The organism is Hymenobacter setariae (assembly GCF_007713685.1).
GTDB lineage: Bacteria > Bacteroidota > Bacteroidia > Cytophagales > Hymenobacteraceae > Hymenobacter > Hymenobacter setariae.
In genome coordinates this window covers 165,824-189,092 of sequence record NZ_VMRJ01000004.1, presented here as the reverse complement: position 1 = coordinate 189,092, position 23,269 = coordinate 165,824, and the positions used below count along the sequence as shown (strand labels likewise).

Here is a 23,269-nt window from a genome sequence, read left to right as displayed (position 1 = left end):
TTTATATGCTGGACTTCAGCTTTATCTCTGATGAAAAGCCTATATATACGCGTAGCCTAGGCTATGCTGGTGGGATTGAGTACGAAGAATTTGAGCGGGCGCAAGAAGTAAATCTTATCGAAAGTCATCTCGACTACTACGGTAAGTTCCGATGGAGTAGCCAGCAGATACAGCAGAAACGGGCTATGTTGACGCCAGTTCTTGAGGCAGCTATCCCCAACTTAGCATCTATTGTAAAGCAGGCATTTGCAGGCGGGTGTGGCCTTGTCGCTTTCGGTGATTAATAAAACACTTACTACTTACACTTCTCCTTCCTGCGTGTATCAATGATGTGCGCGATTTTCCAGCCGTCGGCCAGCTTCACCAGTTGGAAGGAATCGTAGCCGCAGTGGCTGAATTTGCTACCTAGGTAGAACTCATATGGCGCCCACACGCTGGCTAGGTTGGCGTCGATGAGTACACGCTCGAACTGCACGCGTTCGTCCCAGACTTCGGGGTGGGGCGTACCTACTGCTTTGAGGAAGCTAGTAATGCTTTCAATTTGTAGGGTAGGGGGCTGGCCGGGCCGGCCGCCAATGCCGTGGAAAACCGCGCCCGGCGCTAGGGCGCGGCGCACTAGTGTGCTATCGCCCCGGCGCATACCGTCGAAAAACATAGTGACAGTTTGCTTCACGGCCTCAGTTTCGGAGGCGGCTTTTTGGGCTAGGGCGGGGCTGGTGCTGCTAGCCAGCGCTAGCAGCAGTAGAGTAGTGCGTGGGTGCATAAGTTGAAAGCAAAAAGCTGCCTAGGATGCCGCAAGATGCGACTCAATCCCGATTCAGCAGAGGCGTAGCTTTGCTGCCCATGACCGCACCTGCCACCTCTGCCCTGGCCCATCAACTGGCTGCCGACGGCCACGCTACGCTACCTACGCTTTACACCACTGCTGAGGTAGCCGCGCTGCTGGCCTGCCTCGAGGCCGCCCCCGCCGCTGGCCCCAATTTTCGGCGTAGCCAGGACGTATTTGCTATTCGCAACTTGCTGGGTGAGGTGCCCGCGCTGTGGCCGCTGCTCGACACGCCCGCCCTGCGTAGTCTCCTAGGTACGCTTTTTCCGGCTGGCTGCCACCTCACCAAGGCCATCTATTTTGATAAGCCTGCTGGGTCTAACTGGCTAGTGGCCTGGCACCAGGACTTAATGGTAAACGTAGACCGCCGCGCTGACGACCTGCCTGGCTTTGGCCCCTGGACTGCCAAAGCCGGCTGGGTAGCGGTACAACCCCCAGTAGAAGTGCTCGAAAATACCGTTACCATCCGCCTGCACCTAGACGACTGCGACGCCACCAACGGCGCTCTTAAAGTAGTGCCTGGCTCGCACCTAGGCGGCGTGGTGCCCGCCGAAACCATTGCAGCCCACACCGCCACAGCCACTGTATGTGCCGTGCCCGCCGGCGGGGCTATGCTCATGAAACCGCTGGTGCTGCACGCCTCCAATCGCAGCACCAGCGACCGGCCGCGTCGGGTAGTGCACCTCGAATTTTCGGCTGCCGAGCTGCCCGCTGGGTTAGCTTGGCGCGAGCGGCGAGACATATAGCTCAGTCTATTAAAGTATCGAGATACTGCTGAAAATTCAGGTTTTTACGCAATCATTCTGCCGCCCTAGGTGTTAATTTGGCGGCACTAGCCTCTATCAATATGAACGGTAAAGACCTTTTTAACTTCGGCCCCGCCTTCGGTTATTTCTTTCGCAAGGCCGACCCGAATCGCAAATCCAACTTCAACCTGCGCACCATGCACTTCATCAATAAGCTGAGCATGGCAATGTTCTTGGTGGGCCTGGGCGTGCTGCTCTACCGCTGGTTTATCCGCTAAGCCCGGCTTCGCATGAACATTGAAGAGTATCGCGATTTCTGTTTGAGTTTGCCGGGTGCCACTGAGGAACTTCCTTTTGGCCCCGACACGCTCGCATTTAAGGTGGGTGGTAAAATATTTGCCCTCACCAGCTTGCAGACGTTCGCGAGTATTAACCTAAAGTGTGACCCCGAACTGGCCGTAGAGTTGCGCGAGCGCTACGACTACGTGCTACCGGGTTTTCACCAGAATAAAAAGCATTGGAACACGGTGGTCATCGGCGCCGGGGCCACCGTGGCCCAACTGCGCCAGTGGATTACCCACTCGTATCAGCTCGTGGTGGCCTCGCTACCCAAGGCCGTGCGCGCCGAGCTAGCCGAGGCTAGCGAGGAGTTGTAAGCAGCGTAAGACTTGCCGGGTGCTGCTGATAGCCATTTGGCTTTACCACGCCTAGGCTGCTAGTACCGTGCTGAGGCTACCTAGGCGATTAAAGTAGTTCACCAACTGCTGTTTTAAGCGCTTAGAATTACCTGAATAATAAATAGTACTTTTAGGGGTGGCGCGTTTAGGTAGCGATAGAAATTCGTATTGGCTACAAAGCAAAATGACGCGTTTAGCTAGGAAACGGATGAGCTTGGCGTAATCGGATTTTAGACATATTAAGGAAATCTAGTTTTGTATATCCTTCGGGAGATGCCCAACAGCTAGTGTTCCTTTTTACTATGAAATCTTACGTAGTGCAGCGCATAACATGGCTGCTAGCTTTCCTACTACTTGCTAACAGTCCGCTGTTTGCCCAAAACCTAGCGCTAGGCAAAGCCGCCATTGCTTCGTCGGCGGTGCAGGCAGCAAGCAATGCCTTTGATGGCAACAGTGGCACCCGCTGGGAAAGCAGCTCTAGCGACCCGCAGTATATCATAGTTGACCTAGGTTCGGTGCAGTCCATCGACCGTATTCGGCTGTCTTGGGAGACAGCGCTGGGTAAAGATTTTACACTCGACATTTCTGCGGTTACGGCCGCGCCGAGCGATGCTAGCTGGACCAACGTGGTAAGCGGTACTTGGGCCACGGCCAAAAGCGTAACGGGCAACGCCTCGACTACCAACGACTACACCGACCTCGGTAAAAGCGGCCGCTATGTACGCATGCGGGGCACTGCCCGCGGCACTGGCTACGGCTATTCACTGTTCGAATTTGCAGTGTACCCCTATGATCCCAACCCCAACCTGGCGTTTGGCAAACTGGCAACTGCTTCGGCCAACCCGATGAAGGCGGCGGCCAATGCGTTCGACGCCGATGGCAAAACCCGCTGGGAAAGCGCCTATACCGATGCGCAATACATTATGGTAGACCTAGGCTCGGTGCAAACGATTGACCGCATTCGCCTAACGTGGGAGGCAGCCCTAGGTAAGGATTTTACGCTGGATGTGTCGAACGATGGCACGAACTGGCAAACGGCCGTGACGGTCACCGGCAACACCTCGACCTCTAATGAATACCCTAACCTAGGCCAAAGCGGCCGCTATGTACGGATGAACGGTATTGCCCGCGGCACCGTGTATGGCTATTCGCTGTATGAGTTTGAGGTATTTGCCGCTTCCAACAACGCGACGAACATTGCTAACACAAAGCCGGCCGTGGCCTCGACCACCCAAGGCACGCTGTTGGCCGGCTACGCCTTCGACAATGACCGGCTGACGCGCTGGGCCAGCACGGCCGGCCGCGAAGATGCTTCCATCTATGTCGACCTGCGCGGTGAGGCTACTATCTCGCGGGTATACTTGGTATGGGAAAAGGCCTACGGGGGAGATTTCACCATCGAGGTTTCGGAAGATGCCCAAACCTGGACCACCGTGGCCACGACCGTTGGCAACTCTTTTCACTTCAACGAATACAGCTTTACGACGCCCGTAACTGGCCGCTACGTACGGATGAATGGTACCAAGCGCGGTACTACGGTGTCGGACAATGGCTACTCGCTCTACGAGTTTCAGGTAAATGGCACGCTCCAGCCGCTGCCCGTTACGCTCACCAGCTTTAGTGTAGCGGTGCAGGGCGCGGGCGTGGTTGCCAACTGGGCTACGGCCAGCGAGCAGCACAACGCGGGCTTCGAGGTGCAGCGCTCGGCCGATGGCGCATCCTTTACCACGCTTGCCACGGTAGCAGGCATGGGTACTACGCAAAGTGCTCACACCTATAGCTACTTCGATGCTGCGCCGCTGCGCACCACGAGCTACTACCGCCTCAAGCAGCTCGACCTAGATGGCACATTTGCCTACAGCCCCGTGGTCGCCGTGCAGGTAGCCGCCGCTAGCACCGCTGCCCTCAGCATCTACCCCAACCCGACTGCCGACCGCGCCACCGTAACCTGGGAAACTCCTATTGAGAGCGCTGGGCGCTGGTACCTCACCAATAGCACCGGCCAGGTAGTACACGCCGAGTTGCTGAGTGGCGAGTCTGCTTCCACGCTGACGCTTGACCTTCAGGCCTATCCGGCAGGTAGCTATGTGCTGACAGTGGAGAGCGCTGGCAAAGTGCTGCGCCGTGCTCGCGTGCAGAAAAGCAATTAACCACAGCGCGCAGTATCGTTAGGGTCCCCTACTTTTGTTGCTAGCGCAACTGGGGTGGGGGACCTTTGTGCAATTGAGTTGGTCATAGCGCGGGCCACCGGTCAGGTTGTATTTTAAACATGGGCCGGGCTCTCGCGTTACACTAGCTCCTTCTTCCCCTGCTCATGCCACCCCAGCCCAAAGACTTGCTCGCCAGCAAAACCCCGCTGCACCCCCGCAACCGCCACCGCGAGCGCTACAATTTTGACCAGCTGACCAAAACCAGCCCGCCGCTCGCTGCCTTCGTGCACGTCAATCAGTTTGGCAATGCCAGCATTGACTTTGCAAATCCCGAAGCGGTGAAAGCGCTTAATCAAGCGTTGCTAAAGCAGTTTTACGGCATTGCGCACTGGGATATTCCGGCTGGCTACCTGTGCCCACCCATTCCCGGCCGGGCCGATTATCTGCATTATGTGGCTGACCTATTAGCGGATAGCAACGGCGGCGTGTTACCTAGGGGCAAAGGCATTTCGGTGCTTGATATAGGCGTGGGGGCCAACTGCATATATCCCATCATAGGCCATCAGGAGTATGGCTGGCGCTTTGTGGGCTCCGAAACTGACCCCGTGGCCCTGCGCGCCGCCCGCAATATCGTGAGCGCCAACGATGCGCTGGCGGGCAGCATCGACTGCCGCAACCAGCCCGACGCCAACCATATGCTCGCGGGTATCCCTAAGCGCGGTGAGGTCTTCGACGCTACCATCTGCAACCCGCCCTTCTACGCCTCGCTGGCCGAAGCCACAGCTGGCTCGCAGCGCAAAACCACCAACCTAGGCGGCCGAAAGGCCGGCCGCCCCGCGCCACCCGTCCGCAATTTTGGCGGGCAGGCTAGCGAGCTGTGGTACCCCGGCGGCGAGGAGGCCTTTGTACGCCAGCTAGTCAAGGAGAGCCAGGCGCAGCCTACTACCAGCTTCTGGTTTACCACGCTCGTATCGCAAAGCCACACACTACCTGGCATCTATAAAGAGCTGCAATGGGCCGAGGCCGTAGAGGTAAAAACCATCGACATGGCCCAGGGCCAAAAGAAAAGCCGGCTCGTGGCCTGGACATTTCTCACGCCCGAGCAGCAGGCCGCGTGGCGCGAAAAGCGCTGGGCGAAGGCGCAGTAGTCATCGAGTGAAAACGATTTTTGTAACAAGCAAAAAGAGCCCGCTGCACATGCAGCGGGCTCTTTTTGCTTGTTACAAAAATCGTCTGTCATGCTGACGAAGGAAGCATCTTACCACGCTTGGGAGGCTAGTGCTGGCGTGATAAGATGCTTCCTTCGTCAGCATGACAGGCACAGGAGGGCGACGCAGGAGTAGGCCGCTGACCTTACACCACTACGTTGACCATGCGGCCGGGCACTACCACCACTTTCTTGGGCGTTTTGCCTTCGGCGAAGCGGGTAAGGAAGTCCGATTCCAAAATGGCGGCCTCAATCTCAGCGGCGGTAGCGGTGGCAGCAAACTGGCGCTGCTCGCGCACCTTGCCGTTGATGGCTACGGGGTAGGTCACATTGGCTTCCACCAGGTACTCTTCGCGGAACTCGGGGTAGGCGGCGAAGCTGATGCTGTCTTCGTGGCCTAGCTCCTGCCACAGCTCCTCGGCCAAGTGCGGGGCAAAGGGCGAAAGCAAAATCACGAGCGGTTCCAGGATAGCGCGCTTGTGGGTACCTAAGGCCGTCAGCTCGTTCACGGCAATCATGAAAGTGCTAACGCTGGTGTTGAAGCTAAATTTCTCGATGTCCTGCGCCACCTTCTGAATAACGCGGTGTAGCGTCTTCAGCTCGGCGGGGCTGGCGGCCTCGTCGGTCACGGCCAGCGCGCCATCTTCGGGGTGGAAGAGGCGCCAGAACTTCTTGAGGAACGTCGCTACACCGCTGATGCCGTTAGTATTCCAAGGCTTGTACTGCTCCAGCGGACCTAGGAACATTTCGTAGAGGCGCAAGGCATCCGCGCCGTATTTGTCAATCAACACGTCGGGGTTCACGACGTTGTATTTTGACTTCGACATTTTCTCTACTTCCGTGCCGCACACGTAAGAGCCATTCTCTTCGAGAATGAATTCTGCGTCAGCATACTCTTCGCGCCAATTTTTGAAAGCGGCAATGTCTAGTACGTCATTATCGGTGTAGCTAACATCGACATGCAGTGGAGTAAAGCTATCAGCTAATCCCAAGCTGTAAGATGCAACCTTGGATTCGTAACCTGGATGTTTAGAATCTAAAGCAGCTTCAATCTGTCGGATGCCCTTTTCTACTCTTGAATTAGCAGCTTCAGAACCTTCATCTAATGCTTCCGAAAGAGCTTCGTATAGACTTTTGGTTACGAAAATAGTTGGGTGTTTTATCCCAGAAGGCGAACTATAAGTAATAGGACTGCCATCAGTCTTACTAGTTGACCAAGTGGTATTCAGTCGATACACAAAATTCGACCGCCCTAAAATCATCCCCTGGTTAATCAGCTTTTGGAAGGGCTCATTGGCCGTAACCAGCCCTAGGTCCTTTAAAAACAAGTACCAGAAGCGCGAGTAGAGCAGGTGGCCGGTGGCGTGCTCGGCGCCGCCCATATAGAGGTCCACTTGGCCCCAGTATTTCTCCACGTCTTCGCCCACGAAGCGGTCGGCGTTGTGCGGGTCCATGTAGCGGAGATAGTACCAGCTAGAGCCGGCCCAGCCGGGCATGGTGCTCAGCTCAAACTCGTACTGGCCCTTGTACTTCCAATCTTTGGCGCGGCCTAGGGGCGGCTCGCCGGTTTCAGTGGGCTTGTACTCGTCGATTTCGGGGAGCACAAGCGGCAGGTCGGCTTCGGCCACGCCGTAGGCGGTGCCGTCTTTGTAGTAAATCGGAATGGGCTCGCCCCAGTAGCGCTGGCGGCCAAAAATGGCGTCGCGCAGGCGGAAATTCACCTTGCCCTTGCCGAGGCCCTTCTCTTCGAGGAAGGTGATGAGCGTGGCAGTGGCTTCCTTGTAGCCCAGGCCGTTGACGATACCTGAGTTGATGTAGCGGCCTTCCTTGGTAGGGTCGGCTTGCTTGTCTAGGTCCTGCTGGGCGTCCGAAATAGCCGGGATGGGCAAGTCGAAATGTTTGGCGAAGAGGTAGTCGCGCTGGTCGCCGCTGGGCACGGCCATTACGGCGCCGGTGCCGTAGCCGGCCAGCACGTAGTCGGCCAGCCAGATGGGCACGGGCGTGCCATCAACGGGGTTGGCAGCGTACGCGCCGGTAAATACGCCCGACACGGTTTTCACGTCGGCCATGCGGTCGCGCTCCGAGCGGCGCTTGGTGGCGGCAATGTACTCATCTACGGCCGTGCGCTGCTCGGGTGTGGTGATGGTGTCAACCAGCTCGTGCTCAGGGGCCAGCACCAGGAACGTAGCGCCGTAGATGGTATCGACGCGGGTGGTGTACACTTTGACCCCTAGGCTGTCGTGGCCCTGCACCGGGAAGGTGACCTCGGCCCCGATGCTCTTGCCAATCCAGTTGCGCTGCATCTCCTTCACGGCGTCGGGCCAGTCGAGGGTGTCGAGGCCTTTGAGCAGGCGGTCGGCATAGGCCGTGATGCGCAGGTTCCACTGCGGCATGAGGCGGCGCTCAACGGGGTAGCCGCCGCGCTCCGAAAGGCCATCTTTCACCTCATCGTTGGAGAGCACGGTACCTAGGGCGGCGCACCAGTTCACAAAAGTATCTTGCTGATACGCCAGGCGGTAGGGGAGGATGGCGGCGAGCTTTTGCTTTTCGCTCATCATCTGCCACTGGCCGGCCGAGAAGTCGTGGCGCTCCTCGTCCTCGCCAGCGGCGCGGATGCCCGCGCTGCCGCTCTCGGCAAACTTGGCAACGAGCGCGCTGATGGGCTCGGCCTGGTTGGTGTCGAGGTTATACCAGCTATTGAACAGCTTGAGAAAAATCCACTGTGTCCACTTGTAGTAGCTGGGGTCGGAGGTGCGTACCTCGCGCTCCCAGTCGTAGCTAAAGCCCAACTGCTGCAGCTGCCGGATGTAGGTCTCAATGTTCTTCTCAGTCGTCACGGCCGGGTGCTGGCCGGTCTGGATGGCGTACTGCTCGGCAGGCAGGCCAAACGAGTCGAAGCCCATGGGGTGCAGCACGTTGCGGCCTTGCAGGCGCTGGTAGCGCGATACAATGTCGGAGGCAATATACCCTAGGGGGTGCCCCACGTGCAGCCCCGCCCCCGAGGGGTACGGGAACATGTCGAGCACGTAGTACTTGGGCTTGTCAGAATTATTATCGGCGCGGAACGTGTGGTGCTGCTGCCAGTGGGCTTGCCACTTCTTTTCTATCTCTTGCGGACGGTACGCGGGCATTTTCTTGGCGGGTTGAATCGCGCAAAGGTAAGAAAACCTGTAGCGCGGTCTGATAACGTCCGCGAATGCCGTAAAAATCCATACGCAGCGAGCTTGCTACCCGTGGCACGCAGGCAGGCTGCGTGCTAGACAGGCCACACTAAGTAGGTCTGTAGCGACGCCGCAACTACGCCCTCATTGTTGCTGCGGCATCAGGATGGGCTGGCCCGAGCGGGCGCCGTTGGTGATGGCATTGAACTCGCCCGCCTTCGGAATCTTATTGCCTCGGAAGCGGTGCTTTTCGGCCGCGCTGTCAGCTGCCGTGCGCGGGCGGCCATCGGGAAGCTTGCCTGGATTTACACCGTAGGGCGTGCCGTCGGGCTTTTTGCCGCAGGCCGCGAGTAGCAGTACGCACAAGCCCGCGCAGAGAACAGCAGGAGAGGACATAGCCGGAGAGATAGATGAGCAAATGATGAAGTTCATCCGTTTACGAATACCTCGTCAATAGGGTACATCAGCGTTTTGCAATAGGAGCGAGCAGCCAGTGAAGGCAGTACCATTTCGTGCCGTAGTGCCGGCTCCATACCTGCTAAATAAGCTGCTAATGCGCAGTTGATTAAGCTGAAGTGTACAGGCTGGCGATAGCGATTGAGGAAATAATAAATGTTGCGCGCAACTATTTGATTAATCGCAAGTAAAACCCATCTATTCACCACCTTTCTTTTCCTTTCTCTCCCATGTTTTCTTCTTTCCTACCTACCCGCCAAGCAGCGGTGCGGGCCGTGGCCGGCCTAGTAGCCGTGGCTAGCCTCAGCCAGTGCGGCATTCAGGAGCAAGTGCAGCAAGCCAAGGCGTTTAAAAACGTTGACGTGCGCCTGGCCTCCATAGACCAAGCCACCGTGGCCGGTGTAAACGTGCTGAACATGCGCCAGGCCCCCGACCTAGGTACTGCCGAGCGAGCATTGCTGCTCACAGCCCTCACGGCTGGCAATGTGCCGCTGCGCATGCGCGCCAACCTAGAGTTCCGCAACCCCAACTCCGAAACGGCCGCGCTCAACGAGTTTGATTATATCGCCCTCATCGACGGTAAAGAAATAGCGAAGGGCCGCACCACGCAGCGCATCGAGGTGCCTGCCAATGGCGGTGTAGCCACAGCCCCCGTAATGGTGCAAAGCAACCTGCGCGAGGCCCTAGGCGAAAAAACGGGCGAAAGCCTAGCCGACTTCGTGCTTGGCCTCACCGACCGCGACAAAGAGCCCCTGCGTTTCACTATCAAGATAAAGCCCACCTTCATCACGAGCAGCGGCAAGCGCATCTCGGCGCCGGGCTACTCTAAGGTCGAGAAAGAATTCACTCCCTACCAAGCCCTAGACGCTGCCACCCGCCCCGATTCGCTGCGTCGCCCCTAGGTAGCGCCCGAGCCCTGCTAGTAATTAAAAAGGTCTTGCGCTACGGCGTAAGACCTTCTTTTGGTATCTGCTCCCAGTGTGTGTTAGGGCAAAGCACTCACAATGAGCTAATGCTTAATCAAAAAAAGAAGCCCAGCCGCATTGCGCGGCTGGGCTTCTTTGTGTGTTGGCTTTAAGATGCTTAGGCAACAACTGCCGAGCGCGGTGCTGCGCGGCGGCCCCCAAAGGCAGCGGCGGCAGCCCCTAGGCCCAGGCCCAAGGCCATCAGCAGGGCAGTTTTGGAGAGGCCGGCGGCGGCTTTGTCGGCGGCTTCGCGGGCGGTAGCGGCCGCTTTTTCTTTCACTTCAGCCAGTTGGGCTTGTGCTTTTTTGGCGGTCGCAATCCAGTTATCGACAATCTGCTCCGACTCGGCGCGGCTCTTGCCGGTGCGCTTCATCACTACGTTCACAGCTGCGTCGCGGTCGGCGGCGTTGCCGATGCCGCGCGCTTGGTCGCCGAGGCGGTCGATGAGCTCGTCGAAGTTGTCGTCGGCGGCCTGGGGGTTGGCGGCACTGCGGCCAGCTTCGTCTTTAGCTTCGCTGCCAGCGGTTTTGGCTTGGCGCTCTAGGTTTTCGGGGCTGAGCTCGGCTTTGCCAGTTTGGCGCAGCAGCAGGCGAGCCTCGCGCTTCACATCGCCTAGGTCAATGCCCCGCTCTTTTAGCTCATCCTTAAGGGCTTCGCCCGCCTTTGGCGCCACGGCAGCAATGCCACTGCCTACGCCCGATAGTGCCCGGCCGGCCACGCCCGTCACGCCGCCAATGATGCGGCCCACGGCCGTTGTGAGCAAGTAAAACGTGAACAGCGTCACTACCGACCACGTGAGCAGGCCGTGCAGCAGGCCATCGGTGGGGCGAGGCATACCTGCTAGGCGAGCAGCTACCGAGGCCCCTAGGTAAAGCGAAACGAGCATGCTAACCACCCACCACACGACCGCCCCGATGCCAATGCCGGCCATAGGGTCTTGCTCGGTGAGCGGGTCGATGGTGCCCAGGCCGACACCTAGGCCCAATAGACTAAGGGCTAGCTGAATAACCAGGGCCAGCACAGTGCCGGCCAAGATGGCGCCCCACGAAATGCGCTTGAGGGCCACGGCTACTGGAGGCGTAGCAGCGGGCGGGAAAGAGTCGGAATACGGTGTCATAACCTTTAAAAAATGAAGTTGAGCAGCTGGCCAGCGGCCGCCGTTTGTAAAAAATGAAGACTAAATAGTCTTATGGAGTAGTCCGAATACGGCGATAAGCTCAACAGGTTAATAAAAAAAGTTAGAAAAATCCTGTCCATAGGTGGCTGATTGAGTACTAGCTAGGAGCCGATACGGTGGAGTAAAGGGCGCCCGGCGTGGCTGGGCTTACCCTAGGCGGCTGAATATTGCCCGCTGCTGCGCCAGCCCAAAAACCCGCGCTACGGCCGCGCCGCGCTGGCGGGCGTAAATTTGATGGCTTTAATTCCCTGCCGTGGCCCGCATTCCGAAAGACATTATTGACCAGATATACCACACCGCCGACATTCTGGAGGTGGTGGGCGACTACGTGCCCCTCAAGCGCAACGGGCAGAATTACTGGGCCTGCTGCCCCTTTCACAACGAAAAATCGCCGTCGTTTTCGGTAGCGCCAGCCAAGGGCTTCTACAAGTGCTTTGGCTGCGGCAAATCGGGCAACGTGGTCAACTTCGTGATGGACGTGGAGGGCAGCAGCTACCCCGAAGCCCTGCGTGCCCTGGCCAAAAAGTACGGCATCTCCATTCCCGAAGAAGAGGAGCGTACCCCGGAAGAGCAACTGCGCCAAAACGAGCGCGACTCGCAGTACATCGTCAGCAATTGGGCCAAAGACCATTACCACCGCCTGCTCCAAAACACCGACGAAGGCATGGGCGTGGGTTACGCCTACCTTAAGGAGCGCGGCCTGAACCTAGGGACCATTCAAACCTTCGAGCTGGGCTACTCGCTCGACCAGTGGGACGACCTGCTGAAGGCCGCTGAAAAAGCCGGCCACCAGCTCAAGTACCTCGAAAAAACCGGCCTGGTGGTGCAGCGCCAAGACGACCAGGGCCAAGACACCGGCCGGCGCTACGACCGATTCCGGGGCCGCGTCATGTTCCCGATTCACAACGTGAGCGGGCGTGTGGTGGGCTTTGGGGCGCGCACCCTGAAGCGCGACGACAAGATGGCGAAGTATCTGAACTCGCCTGAGTCGGACATCTACCACAAGTCGGATGTGCTCTACGGCCTGTTTCAGGCCCGGCAGGCTATTCGGCACGAAGAGCTGTGCTACCTCGTGGAGGGCTACCTCGATGTGCTGAGTTTGCACCAGGGCGGCATCAAAAACGTGGTGGCTTCATCAGGTACCTCGCTTACCGAAGGCCAGATTCGCCTCATCAAGCGCTACACTGACAACGTAACAGTGCTCTACGATGGCGACGCGGCCGGCATCAAGGCCAGCTTGCGCGGCATCGACCTGCTGCTCGAAGGTGGCCTGAACGTACGCGTGGTGCTCTTCCCCGATGGCGATGACCCCGACAGCTACATCCGCAAGGTGGGCGACCAGCGCTTCGCCGACTACGTCGAAAACCAGAGCCAGGACTTTATTGCTTTCAAAACCACGCTGGTGGCCCGCGAGGCCAGCGCCGACCCTATTAAGAAGGCCGAGGCCATACGGGAGGTGCTCCAAAGCATTGCCAAGGTGCCCGATGGCCTCAAGCGCCAGGTGTTTTTGCAACAGACGGCAGTAACGTTCGGCTTTGATGAGCAGGTGATTATCACCGAATACAACAAGCTCCTCAAAACTCCAGCCGCTGGTAGGAGTAACACGCCGCCGACTACCCCAACACCTGCGCCCGCCTCGCGCCCAGCCGATTCTCCGTCGGCCCTAGCTGCCGCCAACCCGCGCCCCCTCACGCCCGAGGAAGAGATTGAGATGGCCATGTACGGGGTCACCCACGGCTCGGAAGAGGAGGCATCGCAGCTAGCCGGCCCCACGGCGGGCCTTGCCGAATTGGCCGCCCCGCTCGACGTGCTAACCCAGTGCGAGCAGGCCGTGCTGCGCCTATTGGTGCTATACGGCCCGCACGAGGTGCAGCCCGAGGTATCGGTAGCGCACTACCTGCTGAGCCAGCTCGACGGCACGCCTCTGCAAAACCCGCTCTACGCCCGCCTCTGGGCCGAGTGCCGCGAGGCCTTTTTGCAAGGCCAACTGCCCGACCTGCGCCTGCTGGCCCACCACGAAGACGCGGCCATCCGAAGCCTGCTGGCCGACTTTGCTACCGAGCGCTACGACCTCAGCCCCAACTGGCGCATCAAGGACATCTACGTGCCCACCGAGCTGAACCTCATTCAGCTAGCCTGCGACAACGCCATCCTGCGCCTCAATAAGTGCCACGTGCAGCGCGAGCGCCAGCAGTGCCTAACCCAGCTCCAAGACAACCAGCTCGACAGCAACGAACAGCTAAATGTATTGCTGCGTTATAATGAGCTAACTAAGCTCGACGGCCAGCTGGCACAGATGCTAGGTACGGTGGTAGCCAGAAATTCATAAAAGAAAACGCCTGTCATACAGCGCGCAGCGAGGCATCTCGCGCGACGCAATAATCTTCAACGTTCGCAAACGTCAGTATACGAGATGCTTCGCTGCGCGCTGCATAACAAGTGGCGTACACTACCTAGATGCTCAAACAACTTAACCTTTCCCGCCTCTACCTGGCCCTAGGGCTGCTGGTGTTCAGCTTCGCGGTGGGCGTGGCGGGCTTCATGGGCATCGAGCATTATCCGCTGGTCGATGCTTTTTACATGACCGTCATCACCGCCTCGACGGTGGGCTTTGGCGAAGTGCATCCGCTTTCCGACCTAGGGCGGCTGTTTACGTCGTTTTACATCCTGTTCAATCTCTTGGTGGTGGCCTACCTCGTGTCGGTGCTCACCACTTACATTTTTGATGGCGAACTGCGCCACCTTTTTCGCATGATTCGCGCCGACCAAGAAATCAGGAGCTTCCACGACCACGTCATTGTCTGCGGCTTTGGGCGCAACGGCTACAAGGCCTACGACGAACTGCGCCACAGTGGCACCCGCGCCGTAGTAGTCGAGCAAGACCAAACCCTGCTAAATGCGGCCAACGAAGCCAGCCGCACCCAGATTCCAGCTGTTTTCGGCGATGCTACGTCCGAAGCCACCTTGCGCCAAGCGGGCATTGAGCGGGCGCGGGCCCTCATCACAGCATTGCCCAAAGACGCTGACAACGTGTTTGTGGCTCTCACTGCCCGCGAGCTCAACCCTAATCTCACCATCATTGCCCGGGCCAGTGCCCGCAGCAGCGTGAGCAAGCTTATTTCGGCCGGGGCCAACTCGGTAGTGATGCCCGACGAAATCGGCGGTTCGCACATGGCCAACCTCATTATCCGGCCCGAGGTTATCAAGTTTCTGGACATGATTTCGGGTCTCGACCCTAACAAGCTGCGCCTCGAAGAGCTGCCCTACAACGAGCTAAAGCCCACGCTACGCGGCCACAGCATTCGGGAGCTTGATGTGCGCTCGCGCACTGGGGCCACTATAATTGCCCTGCGCCGGGGCGAAAGCGGCGACCTCGAAGTGAGCCCCGCCGCTGACTACCGCACCGCCGCCGGCGACGTACTACTCGTGCTCGGCAACGAAGCGCAGATACAAGCGCTACACCAGCAGTTTAAATAAAGCGTTGGTTGCCCTTGCGAGCGCCGCTAAACAATCGCCCTAGCGCAACTCGCCTTGATGCGGTTGCTTCGCGGCGCTCGCAAGGACAACCCGTTGCCACGCAATGCACCTAGCCGTTACTACCCGCTTTCTACTTCCTGGGGGCCACCTTGAGGGCCTAGGGCGCTACACGGCCGAAATTTTGCGCGAACTGGTGCAGCAGCATCCCGACTGCACCTTTCACTTCCTCTTCGACCGCGCCTACGATGCGCGCTATCTCTTCGGGCCCAACGTGGTGCCGCACGTGCTGTACCCCCCGGCCCGCCACCCGTTCCTGATGCTGGCCTGGTACGAGGGTGCGGTGGCGTGGTGGCTGCGCCAGCACCAGCCCGCCGCGCTGCTCTCGCCCGAGGGCTTTACAGTGCTCGGCACCACTGTGCCCCGCGTGATGGTGGTGCACGACCTGGTGTACCGGCACCGCCCACAGGACATGCATCGCCTTATCAGGCAGTACTACCGCTACTTTACGCCGCGTTTTGCCCGCGCTGTCGAGCAGCTAGTAGCCGTGTCAGAGGCCACGCGGCAGGACATAGGGGCTCAGTTTGGCCTGGCCACCGAGCCCATCAAAGTGGCGTACAATGCGCCGGCCGCGCATTTTCAGCCGCAGCCAGCGGCCGCGCAGGTGGCCGTGCGAGCGCAATTCAGCCAGGGGCAGCCTTACTTCTTATTTGTGGGCGCGCTGCAGCCGCGCAAAAACCTGAGTCATTTGCTCCAAGCCTTCGGCTTGTTTAAGGCTGAGGGTGGCGAAGCCGCCGCGGCCGTGCAGCTTCTCATTGTGGGGCGGCAGGCCTGGCAGGCAGGGCCCATTTTTGAGGCGTATAAGGCGCTGCCTCCCGCCGTGCAGGCAGCCGTGCGCTTTACGGGTCGCGTGAGCGAGAGCGACCTGGCTGGCCTTTACGCCGCCGCCCTGGTTACGGTGTACGTGCCCTTTTTTGAGGGCTTCGGCTTGCCCGTGGTCGAGGCACAGGCCAGCGGCTGCCCGGTGCTCACGTCTAATTTATCGTCATTGCCCGAGGTGGCGGGCGGTGTGGCCGGGGCCTTGCTCTGCGACCCCTACCAGCCGACAGCCATTGCGGCGGGGCTGACCCAACTGCACCAAGATGCGGCCCTGCGTGCCCGCCTGCAAGCCGCAGGGCTGGCCAATGTAGCGCGCTATTCGTGGGCGCGTAGCGCAGCAGTAGTGTGGGAAGCGGTGCAGCAGGCCATCCAAACGGCGCCGGTGCGAGCCTAGGCCGCAGCTTATCTTCGCCGCTCAATGCATATTCTGCAACTCTGTCCCCGCGTTCCGTATCCGCCGCACGATGGCGGGGCCCTGGCCATGTACGAAACGGCACGGGGCCTTGCCGAAGCGGGTCACCGCGTCACTATCCTGGCTGCCAATACGCCCAAGCATCACCAGCCCGCCGATGCGCTAGCCCACCTAGGGCCTAATGTGCGCCTCGTGACGGTGGACGTGGACACGCGCATCCGGCCACTGGCGGCACTGCGAAATCTGTTGTTTAGCCAAGAAGCATACAATGTGCAGCGATTTGTTAGCAAGGCATTGCTTGATGAGCTTGCCGCAACACTGGTAGCAGACCCGGCAGACCTTGTGCAGTTTGAGGGCACCTTCGTAGCGCCCTATTTAGAGCTGCTTACTACTAAGATGAGGAGCCAGGGGGCACAACTGCCACCACTGGTATTGCGGGCTCATAATATCGAGCATACTATCTGGCAAATGCTGGCCGGTCGCACCGGCAACCCGCTCAAAAGTTGGTACTTGCAGAACATGGCTAGCCGGCTAGCTAGATTTGAGCACGAGGTGCTGCCTCGCTTTGATGCCGTCGCGGCTATTACAAAGCAAGATGCTGACCGCCTGCGGCAAATGGGTTGCCCTGAGCCTATTGCTGTCATCCCCGCTAGCTATGACCTAGGGCGCTTGCCAGCAGCCACTGCGCCGCCGCGCCCTCGTACGCTCTTTGTCATTGGTTCGCTCAACTGGCTGCCCAATTTGGAAGGGCTTGCCTGGTTTTTGAAAGAAATCTGGCCCCAGGCTCACGCCGAAATGCCCGAGCTGGAGTTGCACATTGCTGGTTCGCACCCGCCCGCTGACCTCACCAGCCGCCCGCCCGGCCAGGACAACGTCTTTGTGCACGGCTTTGTGGAGTCGGCCCCAGCCTTTATGCAGCAATATGAGCTGATGCTAGTGCCGCTGCTCAGCGGCGGCGGCATGCGCGTGAAAGTGGTAGAGGGCCTTGCGCTGGGCAAAGCCGTGCTCAGCACCACCCTAGGGGCTGAGGGCATCGCGGCCCACAACGACGAAAACATCTTGCTGCGCGACGGAGCCGCTGCCTGGCTGGCGGCGCTGCGCGACTACTACCACGGCCGCCTACCGCTAGCTGCTATTGCGGAGGCGGCCGCTCGCACGGCCCACGCCGAGTACGACACCCGCCAGGTAACGCAGCGGCTCCTAGGTCTTTACGAAACGCTATTGGGCCAGCCGACGCCCGTGCCTCAGCCCTAGCCTATGCGCCTGCTCGTGTTGCTTTCGCGCTTTCCGTACCCGCTCGACAAGGGCGATAAGCTGCGCGCCTACTACCAGTTGCGCTACCTGGCTGGGCAAGGGCACGAGATATGCCTGCTGGCGCTCAGCGATGAGAAAGTGGGGGAGGAGGCCCTGTCGGCCGTGCGTCCGCTTTGCCGCGGCGGGCTGCACGTGCACCCCCTAGGGCGGGTAGCGCGGGGGCGCGGGCTGGTGCGAGCGCTAGCCACAGCCGGGCGGCCCTTGCAGGTAGGCTACTTCTACGAAGCGGCGGCGCAGCGCTTGGTAAACAGCTTGCTGGCCAGCTTCCGGCCCGACCATGTGTATTGCCAGCTCATCCGCATGGCCGAGTACCTACGCAACTATACGGGCCCTAAGACGCTGGACTACATGGATGTATTTTCGGCGGGCATGGCGCGGCGGGCGGCCACGGCGCCGGGCTGGCAGCGGCCGGTACTGGTCCTAGAGGCCCGCCGGCTAGGTGCCTACGAAGCCGAAGTATTCGGCTGGTTTACGCACCGCACCATCATCAGCGACCAAGACCGGCAGCTGGTGCAGCACCCGCAGCGCCAGCAGATTCACATCGTGCCCAACGGCATTGCGCTCGATATTTTTCAGCCCCAGCCGCACACCGCCAAGCGCTACGAGCTGGTGTTTTGCGGCAATATGGGCTACCACCCCAATGTAGACGCTGCCTGCTGGCTGGCCGAAGAAATATTGCCCCTTGTGCAGCGCCAGCACCCCCAGGCCCGGCTATTGGTGGCCGGCACCACGCCCGCCCCTAGGGTGCAGGCGCTGGCCCGCCGCCCCGGCGTGGTGGTGAGCGGCTGGCTGCCCGATATTCGCCAGGCCTACGCTGAAGCGCGGGTATTTGTGGCGCCCATGCGGGTGGGCACTGGCTTGCAAAACAAATTGTTAGAGGCCATGGCCATGCAGCTGCCCTGCGTAACCACTCTGCTTGCCAACAACGCCTTGCGCGGCACACCCGGCCAGCACCTGCTGGTAGCCGACAGTGCTCCCGCACTGGCCGCGGCCATCAGTCAGCTGTTGGCCGATGAAAGCGCTGCGGCCCAGCTTGCCGAGCGTGGCCACACCTTTGTGCGCGCCACCTACGATTGGGCCGCTACCACGGCTAGTTTAGAGAACTTGTTTGTCGATAATTGTTAGAGATGAAAATTGCCTGTCCTTGCGAGCGCAGCGAAGCAATCGCACTAAAACGAGGCAGCTACGAATAAACTTACTCAAGTGCGATTGCTTCGCTGCGCTCGCAAGAACAGTATACTAATTACCATGCTAGACACTATAGAAAGCGCCATCGAAGACATCAAGGCCGGCAAGGTCGTGATAGTGGTGGACGACGAGGACCGCGAAAACGAAGGCGATTTTATTTGCGCGGCCCGCTGCGCCACGCCCGAGGTCATCAACTTTATGGCCACTCATGGGCGCGGCCTGGTGTGCGCGCCCCTCACCGCCGACCGCTGCGACGAGCTAGGCCTCGACCTGATGGTGGGCCGCAACACGGCCTTGCACGCCACCCCCTTCACCGTGAGCGTGGATTTGCTGACCAATGGCGTGACCACCGGCATCTCGGCCTCCGACCGCTCCAAGACCATCTTGGCGCTCATCGACCCAGCCACCAAGCCCGAGGACCTAGGCAAACCTGGCCACATCTTCCCGCTGAAGGCGCGTAAAGAAGGCGTGCTGCGCCGCGCTGGCCACACCGAAGCGGGCGTAGACCTGGCCCGCCTAGCAGGCTTCGAGCCGGCCGGCGTGCTAGTCGAAATCTTGAAGGAAGACGGCGAAATGGCCCGCCTGCCCGACCTCGAAAAGGTAGCCAAGCAGTGGAACCTGAAGTTAATTTCGGTGCAGGACCTCATCAAGTACCGCTTGGCGCAAGAGAGCCTTATTCAGCGCGAAATCACGGTGAAGATGCCCACCGCCCACGGCGACTTTGACCTCTACGCCTATACCCAGCGCTCGAACGGGGCCCAGCACCTAGCCTTGGTGAAGGGCGATATTTCGGGCCCTGAGCCAGTGCTCATTCGCGTGCATTCGTCGTGCGTGACCGGCGACATCTTTGGCTCGTGCCGCTGCGACTGCGGTCCGCAGCTGCACCAGGCCATGGAGCAGATTGACCGCGAAGGCCGCGGCGTGATTGTGTACATGAACCAGGAAGGCCGCGGTATCGGCCTGCTCAATAAGCTGAAAGCTTACAAGCTTCAGGAGCAAGGCCGCGATACCGTGCAAGCCAACGAGGACCTAGGCTTCCGGGGCGACGAGCGCGACTATGGCGTGGGCGCGGCCATTATTCGCGACCTAGGTATTCGGCAGATGCGCCTGCTCACCAACAACCCTCGCAAGCGCACTGGCCTGCTCGGCTACGGCCTGGAGGTAGTCGAAACCGTGCCCATCGAGATAGTGCCCAACCAGCACAACCAGAGCTACCTCACTACCAAGCGCGACAAGATGGGCCACGACATCTTGCAAAACATGAAGCCCGAAGCTGCTGCCTAGGCTTGCCAACGCCCACAAAAAAGCGGCGTAGAGCAATGCTCTACGCCGCTTTTTTGTGGGCTGCTGCATCACTGAAGTATGAATGAAAGATAACAAGCGCTTGGCGCAACTGGGCTACCGGGGCACGTTTCCATAAAAGGCCTATGACGCTTTCGAGGCGCATCTATCCGTCTTCGCAGCCCAAAGGCCCCGGCAAAAAGTATTGGGTTTAAAATTTAACGATGAGCAATTCGTGAAAAAGCAGTAAGTGAGCGCATTAGCAAAGTATCGCCATGCAGGCTGATAGGGTTTTTCGTTGGGCCGGTCAATAATTATGGGAGCCAAGTAAACCAATTGCTAGTGGGAGAGGCTTTTTAACGAGCGCAGATTTGGCTAGCCGGCACCCTAGGTGCCTCAACCTAGGCCCCAAAGCCGCGTACAGCGAGGTAATAATAGCCGTGTTTTATGCTTGCCCCCCAGCCACTTTATCATATTATTTACCATAGCCTGGCCACGGGCGACGGCATGAGCCCCGAGGCGCTGGCCCATCTGCTGCGTCAAGCTCGCGCTTATAACCAAGACCATCGGCTCACGGGCTTGCTGCTGTACGCGGCGGGTACCAAAGAATTTGTGCAGGTATTGGAAGGCCCCCGCGACGAAGTTACCCGCATCTACCAGAAAATTGCCCAAGACGAGCGCCACAAGCACGCCTTCGTGTTGCACGAAGCCCCGGCCACCGGCCGCATGTTTCCCGACTGGCGCATGGGCTTTGTATCAACTGACCTAAAGGACCTCCACACCACCGGCTACTTTCCGCTGACAAGTGCGCGCGACTACCAGCGCCCGCCTGGCCTAGCTGTGCACGCCCCCGAGCAGCTGCGCCGCTTTCTAGCCGATTTTGCCACCGCGCAGGCTACTGACGAATAACCTGTCCTAGGTCTCTAAAATGCCGGCTGCCTCGTGGGTAGAGGTAGCCGGCATTTTAAGCAAAACCTCTTAGTTCAGGGCTACATCGAGCATTAGCCAAGTCGCTTCATAGCCCAGCGGACCGGTGTAGCAGCAGGTGTTGCACAGGAGTACGGGCCCAGTTACGGGGCGATGTGCGTGTGCGCACAGGCTGATATAGGCGGGCCGCTGAAAAGAGGTGGGGCATGTTTTCATAGTAGTTGGAGAGAAGAGGCGACTTAGTCAACTAGGTGGTTAAGGCTTGTTAGCTAAAACGTTGCCATAGTGTAGACACAGCAAAAATCTATTGTCTCCCGAGAAAGTGCAATACCTAAAAGTAGGTATTTTATATAAACTATGAAGCGCTACTCTAGTAGAATCTGCCGTGTAGTGCTGCCAGTATTCGCCAATAGCCGCAACGTATATAGTCCGGGTGTCAACCCACCTAAGTCAAGCGTAGGACTTGGGCTAGCCGATACGCTAATTGAGCGAACGAGCTGACCTAGGCTGTTATAGCAATCGGCTTGTAGCGGCCCGGTTGCGGCTAGCTGGTCTAGGTGCACTAGGCCGCGAGTGGGGTTGGGATAGCACTGAATAGGTAGTTCGTCGGCCTTGGTGCGATTGGCAAGCACCGTGATGGCAAGCCGTGCGCCACTAGTAGCCGTACCGGTAGGCGTGACAACGGTTATCAGCCCACCGGGGGTATAGCTAGGGGGCAAAAAAGTGAGCGCCCCAGTGGCAGGGTCCAACGTAAAATTCGTAACAGGCACACCGCCTACTAATACTAGTGTAGCTCCAGTAAGATTGGTACCTTGAACCGTAACCAAAAGACCGCTGGTGGCCAGCGAAGGAGAAAAGAAGGTAATGGTAGGTGCCGTCGCCAGCGATTGACCTAGGCGCGGATAGATAGCTGGGCTGCCTGTGTCGAGGCTCACTTCCGATACCAGCACTATATCTGTGGTGCCATCGTTGTTGATGTCGCCAGTAGCCAGTTTAGTTGCGGGGCCAGTAATGGGCGTGCCTGCTGTGAAAGAGCCGGTGCCGTTATTAAGCCATCGGCTGACTGCATAGCCTCCCTGGGCTACGTAACTACCTGTGGGCACGGTGGCCAGAATGTCTAGGTCACCATCACCTTCTAAGTCAGCCACAAAGCCCTGCCGCAGGTTAGGCACGGTGAGCGTAGCGATAGCTGCCCCAAAACCGCCTTGCCCCGTGCCAGGGTATAACCGTAAAGTGTAAGCAGTGGCATCTAAGATAAGTGCATCTAGCAAGCCATCACCCGTAAAATCGGCGACTTCTGAAATAACTGGTTGGCCTACTGGGTACGTGCCAACCGTGGCCGATGTAGGAATTGCCAGCGCTGGTGTGGTAGCTAGCGCAAAGGCCCCGGTACCGTCGCCTAGGTAGGTCTTGAGCTGGCCCGTAACGCTGTTGGCTACTAGGCAGTCGAGGCGCCCATCATTATTAAGGTCGGCTAGGCGTAGGCCGCCGTAGCCCACATCAAGCGGCAGCTTGGGTAGGCTATTAAAATCACCTTTCCCATTGCCGAGGTTCACCTGTAGCACCGCGTAAGCAGGTGAAGAGAACTGGTATTCTAAAAATAGTAAGTCTAAGTTGCCATCGGCGTTTACATCGGCTGCCTGCGTGTAAAGCGGCAGGGCCGTCACGGGTAGCCGAGAGGCTTGGGCTACGTCAAAGCTGCCTTGCCCATTGCCCGGCGCCACGTTGATGACACGATTAAATGGTTCTGAAGCGACACTCGCTAGGTCTAAATTGCCATCATTAGTGAAGTCAGCTACTATGATGCCCTGTGGGTTGTCTGCGGTCAGAAAGTAAGTAGACGCCCCGAAGCTGCCCAGGCCATCACCCAAGCGCACATTGACTCGGCTTTCTATAGCATCAGCAACTAAAAAGTCTAGTTTGCCATCGTTATTCACGTCAGCCAGTGTAGGTTCGTACAGAGCGGTGCCAGTCTCCCCTAAGCGCGCACCATTCGTGAAGTTGCCAGTGGCCGGCCCAGCCGCCACCCGAAACTGTACTACCTGCCCATTTGCTAGTGCTTGCCCCGTGGCCCCCGCCCCACGCACAGAGGCCGGTAGGGTTACACTTACTTGCTCGCCAGGGGCGAATACTTGTGTGGGTTGCAGCTTAAGAGTAGCTGTACCATCGCCGCTAGCGATGCCGGTGCGGTGGCCACGCCAGCGATTGCTAAATACGCGTATTTCGCTTGCTCCCGTTACAGCCTGCGAGAATGTGCACTGTATAGCCGTCGTGCGAGGTGCATTTACCGCTTGGCGGGCCGGACTAACAGTGGTAAGTGTCGGAGTTTGTGCCCGCAAGCTAGATGTAAACGCAAACAGTCCGATTAAAGAATAGTAGAGTTGCTTCATAAGGAAAGGAATAAGAAGTAAAAATATTTGGTAAGCTGC

The 23,269-nt window shown here is 58.7% G+C and carries 19 protein-coding genes; 14 read left to right on the top strand and 5 right to left on the bottom strand.

The features are described from left to right. Positions 1 to 5 precede the first annotated feature (5 nt). Positions 6 to 284, top strand: coding sequence for a hypothetical protein (locus FNT36_RS15665; RefSeq protein ID WP_144849621.1), 279 nt, complete (start codon positions 6 to 8; stop codon positions 282 to 284). 11 nt (positions 285 to 295) lie between these two features. Here FNT36_RS15665 and FNT36_RS15660 read toward each other — a convergent pair whose 3' ends face one another. Then, complete coding sequence (locus FNT36_RS15660; RefSeq protein ID WP_144849619.1) at positions 296 to 763, bottom strand: nuclear transport factor 2 family protein; 468 nt, start codon at positions 761 to 763, stop codon at positions 296 to 298. Positions 764 to 843: 80 nt separating this feature from the next. Here FNT36_RS15660 and FNT36_RS15655 point away from each other — a divergent pair, with 80 nt between their 5' ends. From FNT36_RS15655 to rlmF, 5 genes are all read left to right on the top strand, one after another. Beyond that, positions 844 to 1,572 carry a phytanoyl-CoA dioxygenase family protein gene (locus FNT36_RS15655; protein ID WP_233635963.1) on the top strand — a complete coding sequence of 243 codons (729 nt, stop codon included), beginning with the start codon at positions 844 to 846 and terminating at the stop codon, positions 1,570 to 1,572. A gap of 101 nt (positions 1,573 to 1,673) precedes the next feature. Beyond that, positions 1,674 to 1,850: a DUF6728 family protein gene (locus FNT36_RS25570; RefSeq protein ID WP_233635962.1), complete on the top strand. Its 177-nt coding sequence runs from the start codon at positions 1,674 to 1,676 to the stop codon at positions 1,848 to 1,850. Between the two features lie 12 nt (positions 1,851 to 1,862). Continuing rightward, the gene (locus tag FNT36_RS15650) at positions 1,863 to 2,228 is read left to right on the top strand and encodes an MmcQ/YjbR family DNA-binding protein (protein ID WP_144849615.1); all 366 of its coding nucleotides are present in this window, start codon (positions 1,863 to 1,865) and stop codon (positions 2,226 to 2,228) included. A gap of 323 nt (positions 2,229 to 2,551) precedes the next feature. Further along, entirely contained in the window at positions 2,552 to 4,399 is a 1,848-nt protein-coding gene (locus FNT36_RS15645; RefSeq protein WP_144849613.1) for a discoidin domain-containing protein, read from the top strand. A gap of 164 nt (positions 4,400 to 4,563) precedes the next feature. Further along, a complete protein-coding gene (rlmF, locus tag FNT36_RS15640) occupies positions 4,564 to 5,547 on the top strand; it encodes a 23S rRNA (adenine(1618)-N(6))-methyltransferase RlmF (RefSeq protein ID WP_144849611.1) in 984 nt (327 codons plus the stop codon). 205 nt (positions 5,548 to 5,752) lie between these two features. On the opposite strand, the gene FNT36_RS25935 is transcribed toward rlmF, so the two are convergent. Together FNT36_RS25935 and FNT36_RS15630 are read right to left on the bottom strand one after the other, a co-directional pair. Continuing rightward, complete coding sequence (locus FNT36_RS25935; protein WP_144849609.1) at positions 5,753 to 8,737, bottom strand: leucine--tRNA ligase; 2,985 nt, start codon at positions 8,735 to 8,737, stop codon at positions 5,753 to 5,755. A 174-nt stretch (positions 8,738 to 8,911) separates the two neighbouring features. Next, complete coding sequence (locus tag FNT36_RS15630) at positions 8,912 to 9,163, bottom strand: hypothetical protein (RefSeq protein WP_144849607.1); 252 nt, start codon at positions 9,161 to 9,163, stop codon at positions 8,912 to 8,914. Positions 9,164 to 9,453: 290 nt separating this feature from the next. Between FNT36_RS15630 and FNT36_RS15625 the strand changes: the two genes are divergently transcribed. Beyond that, complete coding sequence (locus tag FNT36_RS15625) at positions 9,454 to 10,125, top strand: hypothetical protein (RefSeq protein ID WP_144849605.1); 672 nt, start codon at positions 9,454 to 9,456, stop codon at positions 10,123 to 10,125. Between the two features lie 181 nt (positions 10,126 to 10,306). Here the strand turns inward: FNT36_RS15625 and FNT36_RS15620 are convergent, their stop codons facing one another. Continuing rightward, entirely contained in the window at positions 10,307 to 11,305 is a 999-nt protein-coding gene (locus tag FNT36_RS15620) for a hypothetical protein (RefSeq protein ID WP_144849603.1), read from the bottom strand. 313 nt (positions 11,306 to 11,618) lie between these two features. Between FNT36_RS15620 and dnaG the strand changes: the two genes are divergently transcribed. The 7 genes from dnaG (at position 11,619) to FNT36_RS15585 (ending at position 20,822) form a co-directional block, all read left to right on the top strand. Continuing rightward, a complete protein-coding gene (gene dnaG, locus FNT36_RS15615) occupies positions 11,619 to 13,694 on the top strand; it encodes a DNA primase (RefSeq protein WP_144849601.1) in 2,076 nt (691 codons plus the stop codon). 128 nt (positions 13,695 to 13,822) lie between these two features. Then, positions 13,823 to 14,842, top strand: a complete 1,020-nt coding sequence (locus FNT36_RS15610) for a potassium channel family protein (RefSeq protein ID WP_144849599.1) — start codon at positions 13,823 to 13,825, stop codon at positions 14,840 to 14,842. Positions 14,843 to 14,945: 103 nt separating this feature from the next. Next, a complete protein-coding gene (locus FNT36_RS15605; RefSeq protein WP_144849597.1) occupies positions 14,946 to 16,112 on the top strand; it encodes a glycosyltransferase family 4 protein in 1,167 nt (388 codons plus the stop codon). A 24-nt stretch (positions 16,113 to 16,136) separates the two neighbouring features. Then, a complete protein-coding gene (locus FNT36_RS15600) occupies positions 16,137 to 17,384 on the top strand; it encodes a glycosyltransferase family 4 protein (RefSeq protein WP_144849595.1) in 1,248 nt (415 codons plus the stop codon). 3 nt (positions 17,385 to 17,387) lie between these two features. Next, positions 17,388 to 18,569 (top strand): glycosyltransferase, encoded by a 1,182-nt coding sequence (locus tag FNT36_RS15595; protein WP_144849593.1) that lies wholly within the window; start codon positions 17,388 to 17,390, stop codon positions 18,567 to 18,569. A gap of 123 nt (positions 18,570 to 18,692) precedes the next feature. After that, positions 18,693 to 19,916, top strand: coding sequence for a bifunctional 3,4-dihydroxy-2-butanone-4-phosphate synthase/GTP cyclohydrolase II (locus FNT36_RS15590; RefSeq protein WP_144849591.1), 1,224 nt, complete (start codon positions 18,693 to 18,695; stop codon positions 19,914 to 19,916). A gap of 444 nt (positions 19,917 to 20,360) precedes the next feature. Further along, positions 20,361 to 20,822 (top strand): BLUF domain-containing protein, encoded by a 462-nt coding sequence (locus tag FNT36_RS15585; RefSeq protein ID WP_144849589.1) that lies wholly within the window; start codon positions 20,361 to 20,363, stop codon positions 20,820 to 20,822. 383 nt (positions 20,823 to 21,205) lie between these two features. On the opposite strand, the gene FNT36_RS15580 is transcribed toward FNT36_RS15585, so the two are convergent. Beyond that, positions 21,206 to 23,230 (bottom strand): FG-GAP-like repeat-containing protein, encoded by a 2,025-nt coding sequence (locus FNT36_RS15580; protein WP_144849587.1) that lies wholly within the window; start codon positions 23,228 to 23,230, stop codon positions 21,206 to 21,208. Between the last annotated feature and the right edge of the window lie 39 nt (positions 23,231 to 23,269).

What these genes read in the sequence shown, in the direction of transcription:
- FNT36_RS15605 (WP_144849597.1), top strand. Translation starts at nt 14,946, where the DNA reads ATGCACCTAGCCGTTACTACCCGCTTTCTACTTCCTGGGGGCCACCTT.
- FNT36_RS15600 (WP_144849595.1), top strand. Translation starts at nt 16,137, where the DNA reads ATGCATATTCTGCAACTCTGTCCCCGCGTTCCGTATCCGCCGCACGAT.
- FNT36_RS15630 (WP_144849607.1), bottom strand. Translation starts at nt 9,163, where the DNA reads ATGTCCTCTCCTGCTGTTCTCTGCGCGGGCTTGTGCGTACTGCTACTC.
- FNT36_RS15585 (WP_144849589.1), top strand. Translation starts at nt 20,361, where the DNA reads ATGCTTGCCCCCCAGCCACTTTATCATATTATTTACCATAGCCTGGCC.
- FNT36_RS15650 (WP_144849615.1), top strand. Translation starts at nt 1,863, where the DNA reads ATGAACATTGAAGAGTATCGCGATTTCTGTTTGAGTTTGCCGGGTGCC.
- FNT36_RS25570 (WP_233635962.1), top strand. Translation starts at nt 1,674, where the DNA reads ATGAACGGTAAAGACCTTTTTAACTTCGGCCCCGCCTTCGGTTATTTC.
- FNT36_RS15660 (WP_144849619.1), bottom strand. Translation starts at nt 763, where the DNA reads ATGCACCCACGCACTACTCTACTGCTGCTAGCGCTGGCTAGCAGCACC.
- FNT36_RS15620 (WP_144849603.1), bottom strand. Translation starts at nt 11,305, where the DNA reads ATGACACCGTATTCCGACTCTTTCCCGCCCGCTGCTACGCCTCCAGTA.
- FNT36_RS15595 (WP_144849593.1), top strand. Translation starts at nt 17,388, where the DNA reads ATGCGCCTGCTCGTGTTGCTTTCGCGCTTTCCGTACCCGCTCGACAAG.
- FNT36_RS15645 (WP_144849613.1), top strand. Translation starts at nt 2,552, where the DNA reads ATGAAATCTTACGTAGTGCAGCGCATAACATGGCTGCTAGCTTTCCTA.
- FNT36_RS15625 (WP_144849605.1), top strand. Translation starts at nt 9,454, where the DNA reads ATGTTTTCTTCTTTCCTACCTACCCGCCAAGCAGCGGTGCGGGCCGTG.
- FNT36_RS15610 (WP_144849599.1), top strand. Translation starts at nt 13,823, where the DNA reads ATGCTCAAACAACTTAACCTTTCCCGCCTCTACCTGGCCCTAGGGCTG.
- FNT36_RS25935 (WP_144849609.1), bottom strand. Translation starts at nt 8,737, where the DNA reads ATGCCCGCGTACCGTCCGCAAGAGATAGAAAAGAAGTGGCAAGCCCAC.
- FNT36_RS15655 (WP_233635963.1), top strand. Translation starts at nt 844, where the DNA reads ATGACCGCACCTGCCACCTCTGCCCTGGCCCATCAACTGGCTGCCGAC.
- FNT36_RS15665 (WP_144849621.1), top strand. Translation starts at nt 6, where the DNA reads ATGCTGGACTTCAGCTTTATCTCTGATGAAAAGCCTATATATACGCGT.
- FNT36_RS15590 (WP_144849591.1), top strand. Translation starts at nt 18,693, where the DNA reads ATGCTAGACACTATAGAAAGCGCCATCGAAGACATCAAGGCCGGCAAG.
- FNT36_RS15580 (WP_144849587.1), bottom strand. Translation starts at nt 23,230, where the DNA reads ATGAAGCAACTCTACTATTCTTTAATCGGACTGTTTGCGTTTACATCT.
- rlmF (WP_144849611.1), top strand. Translation starts at nt 4,564, where the DNA reads ATGCCACCCCAGCCCAAAGACTTGCTCGCCAGCAAAACCCCGCTGCAC.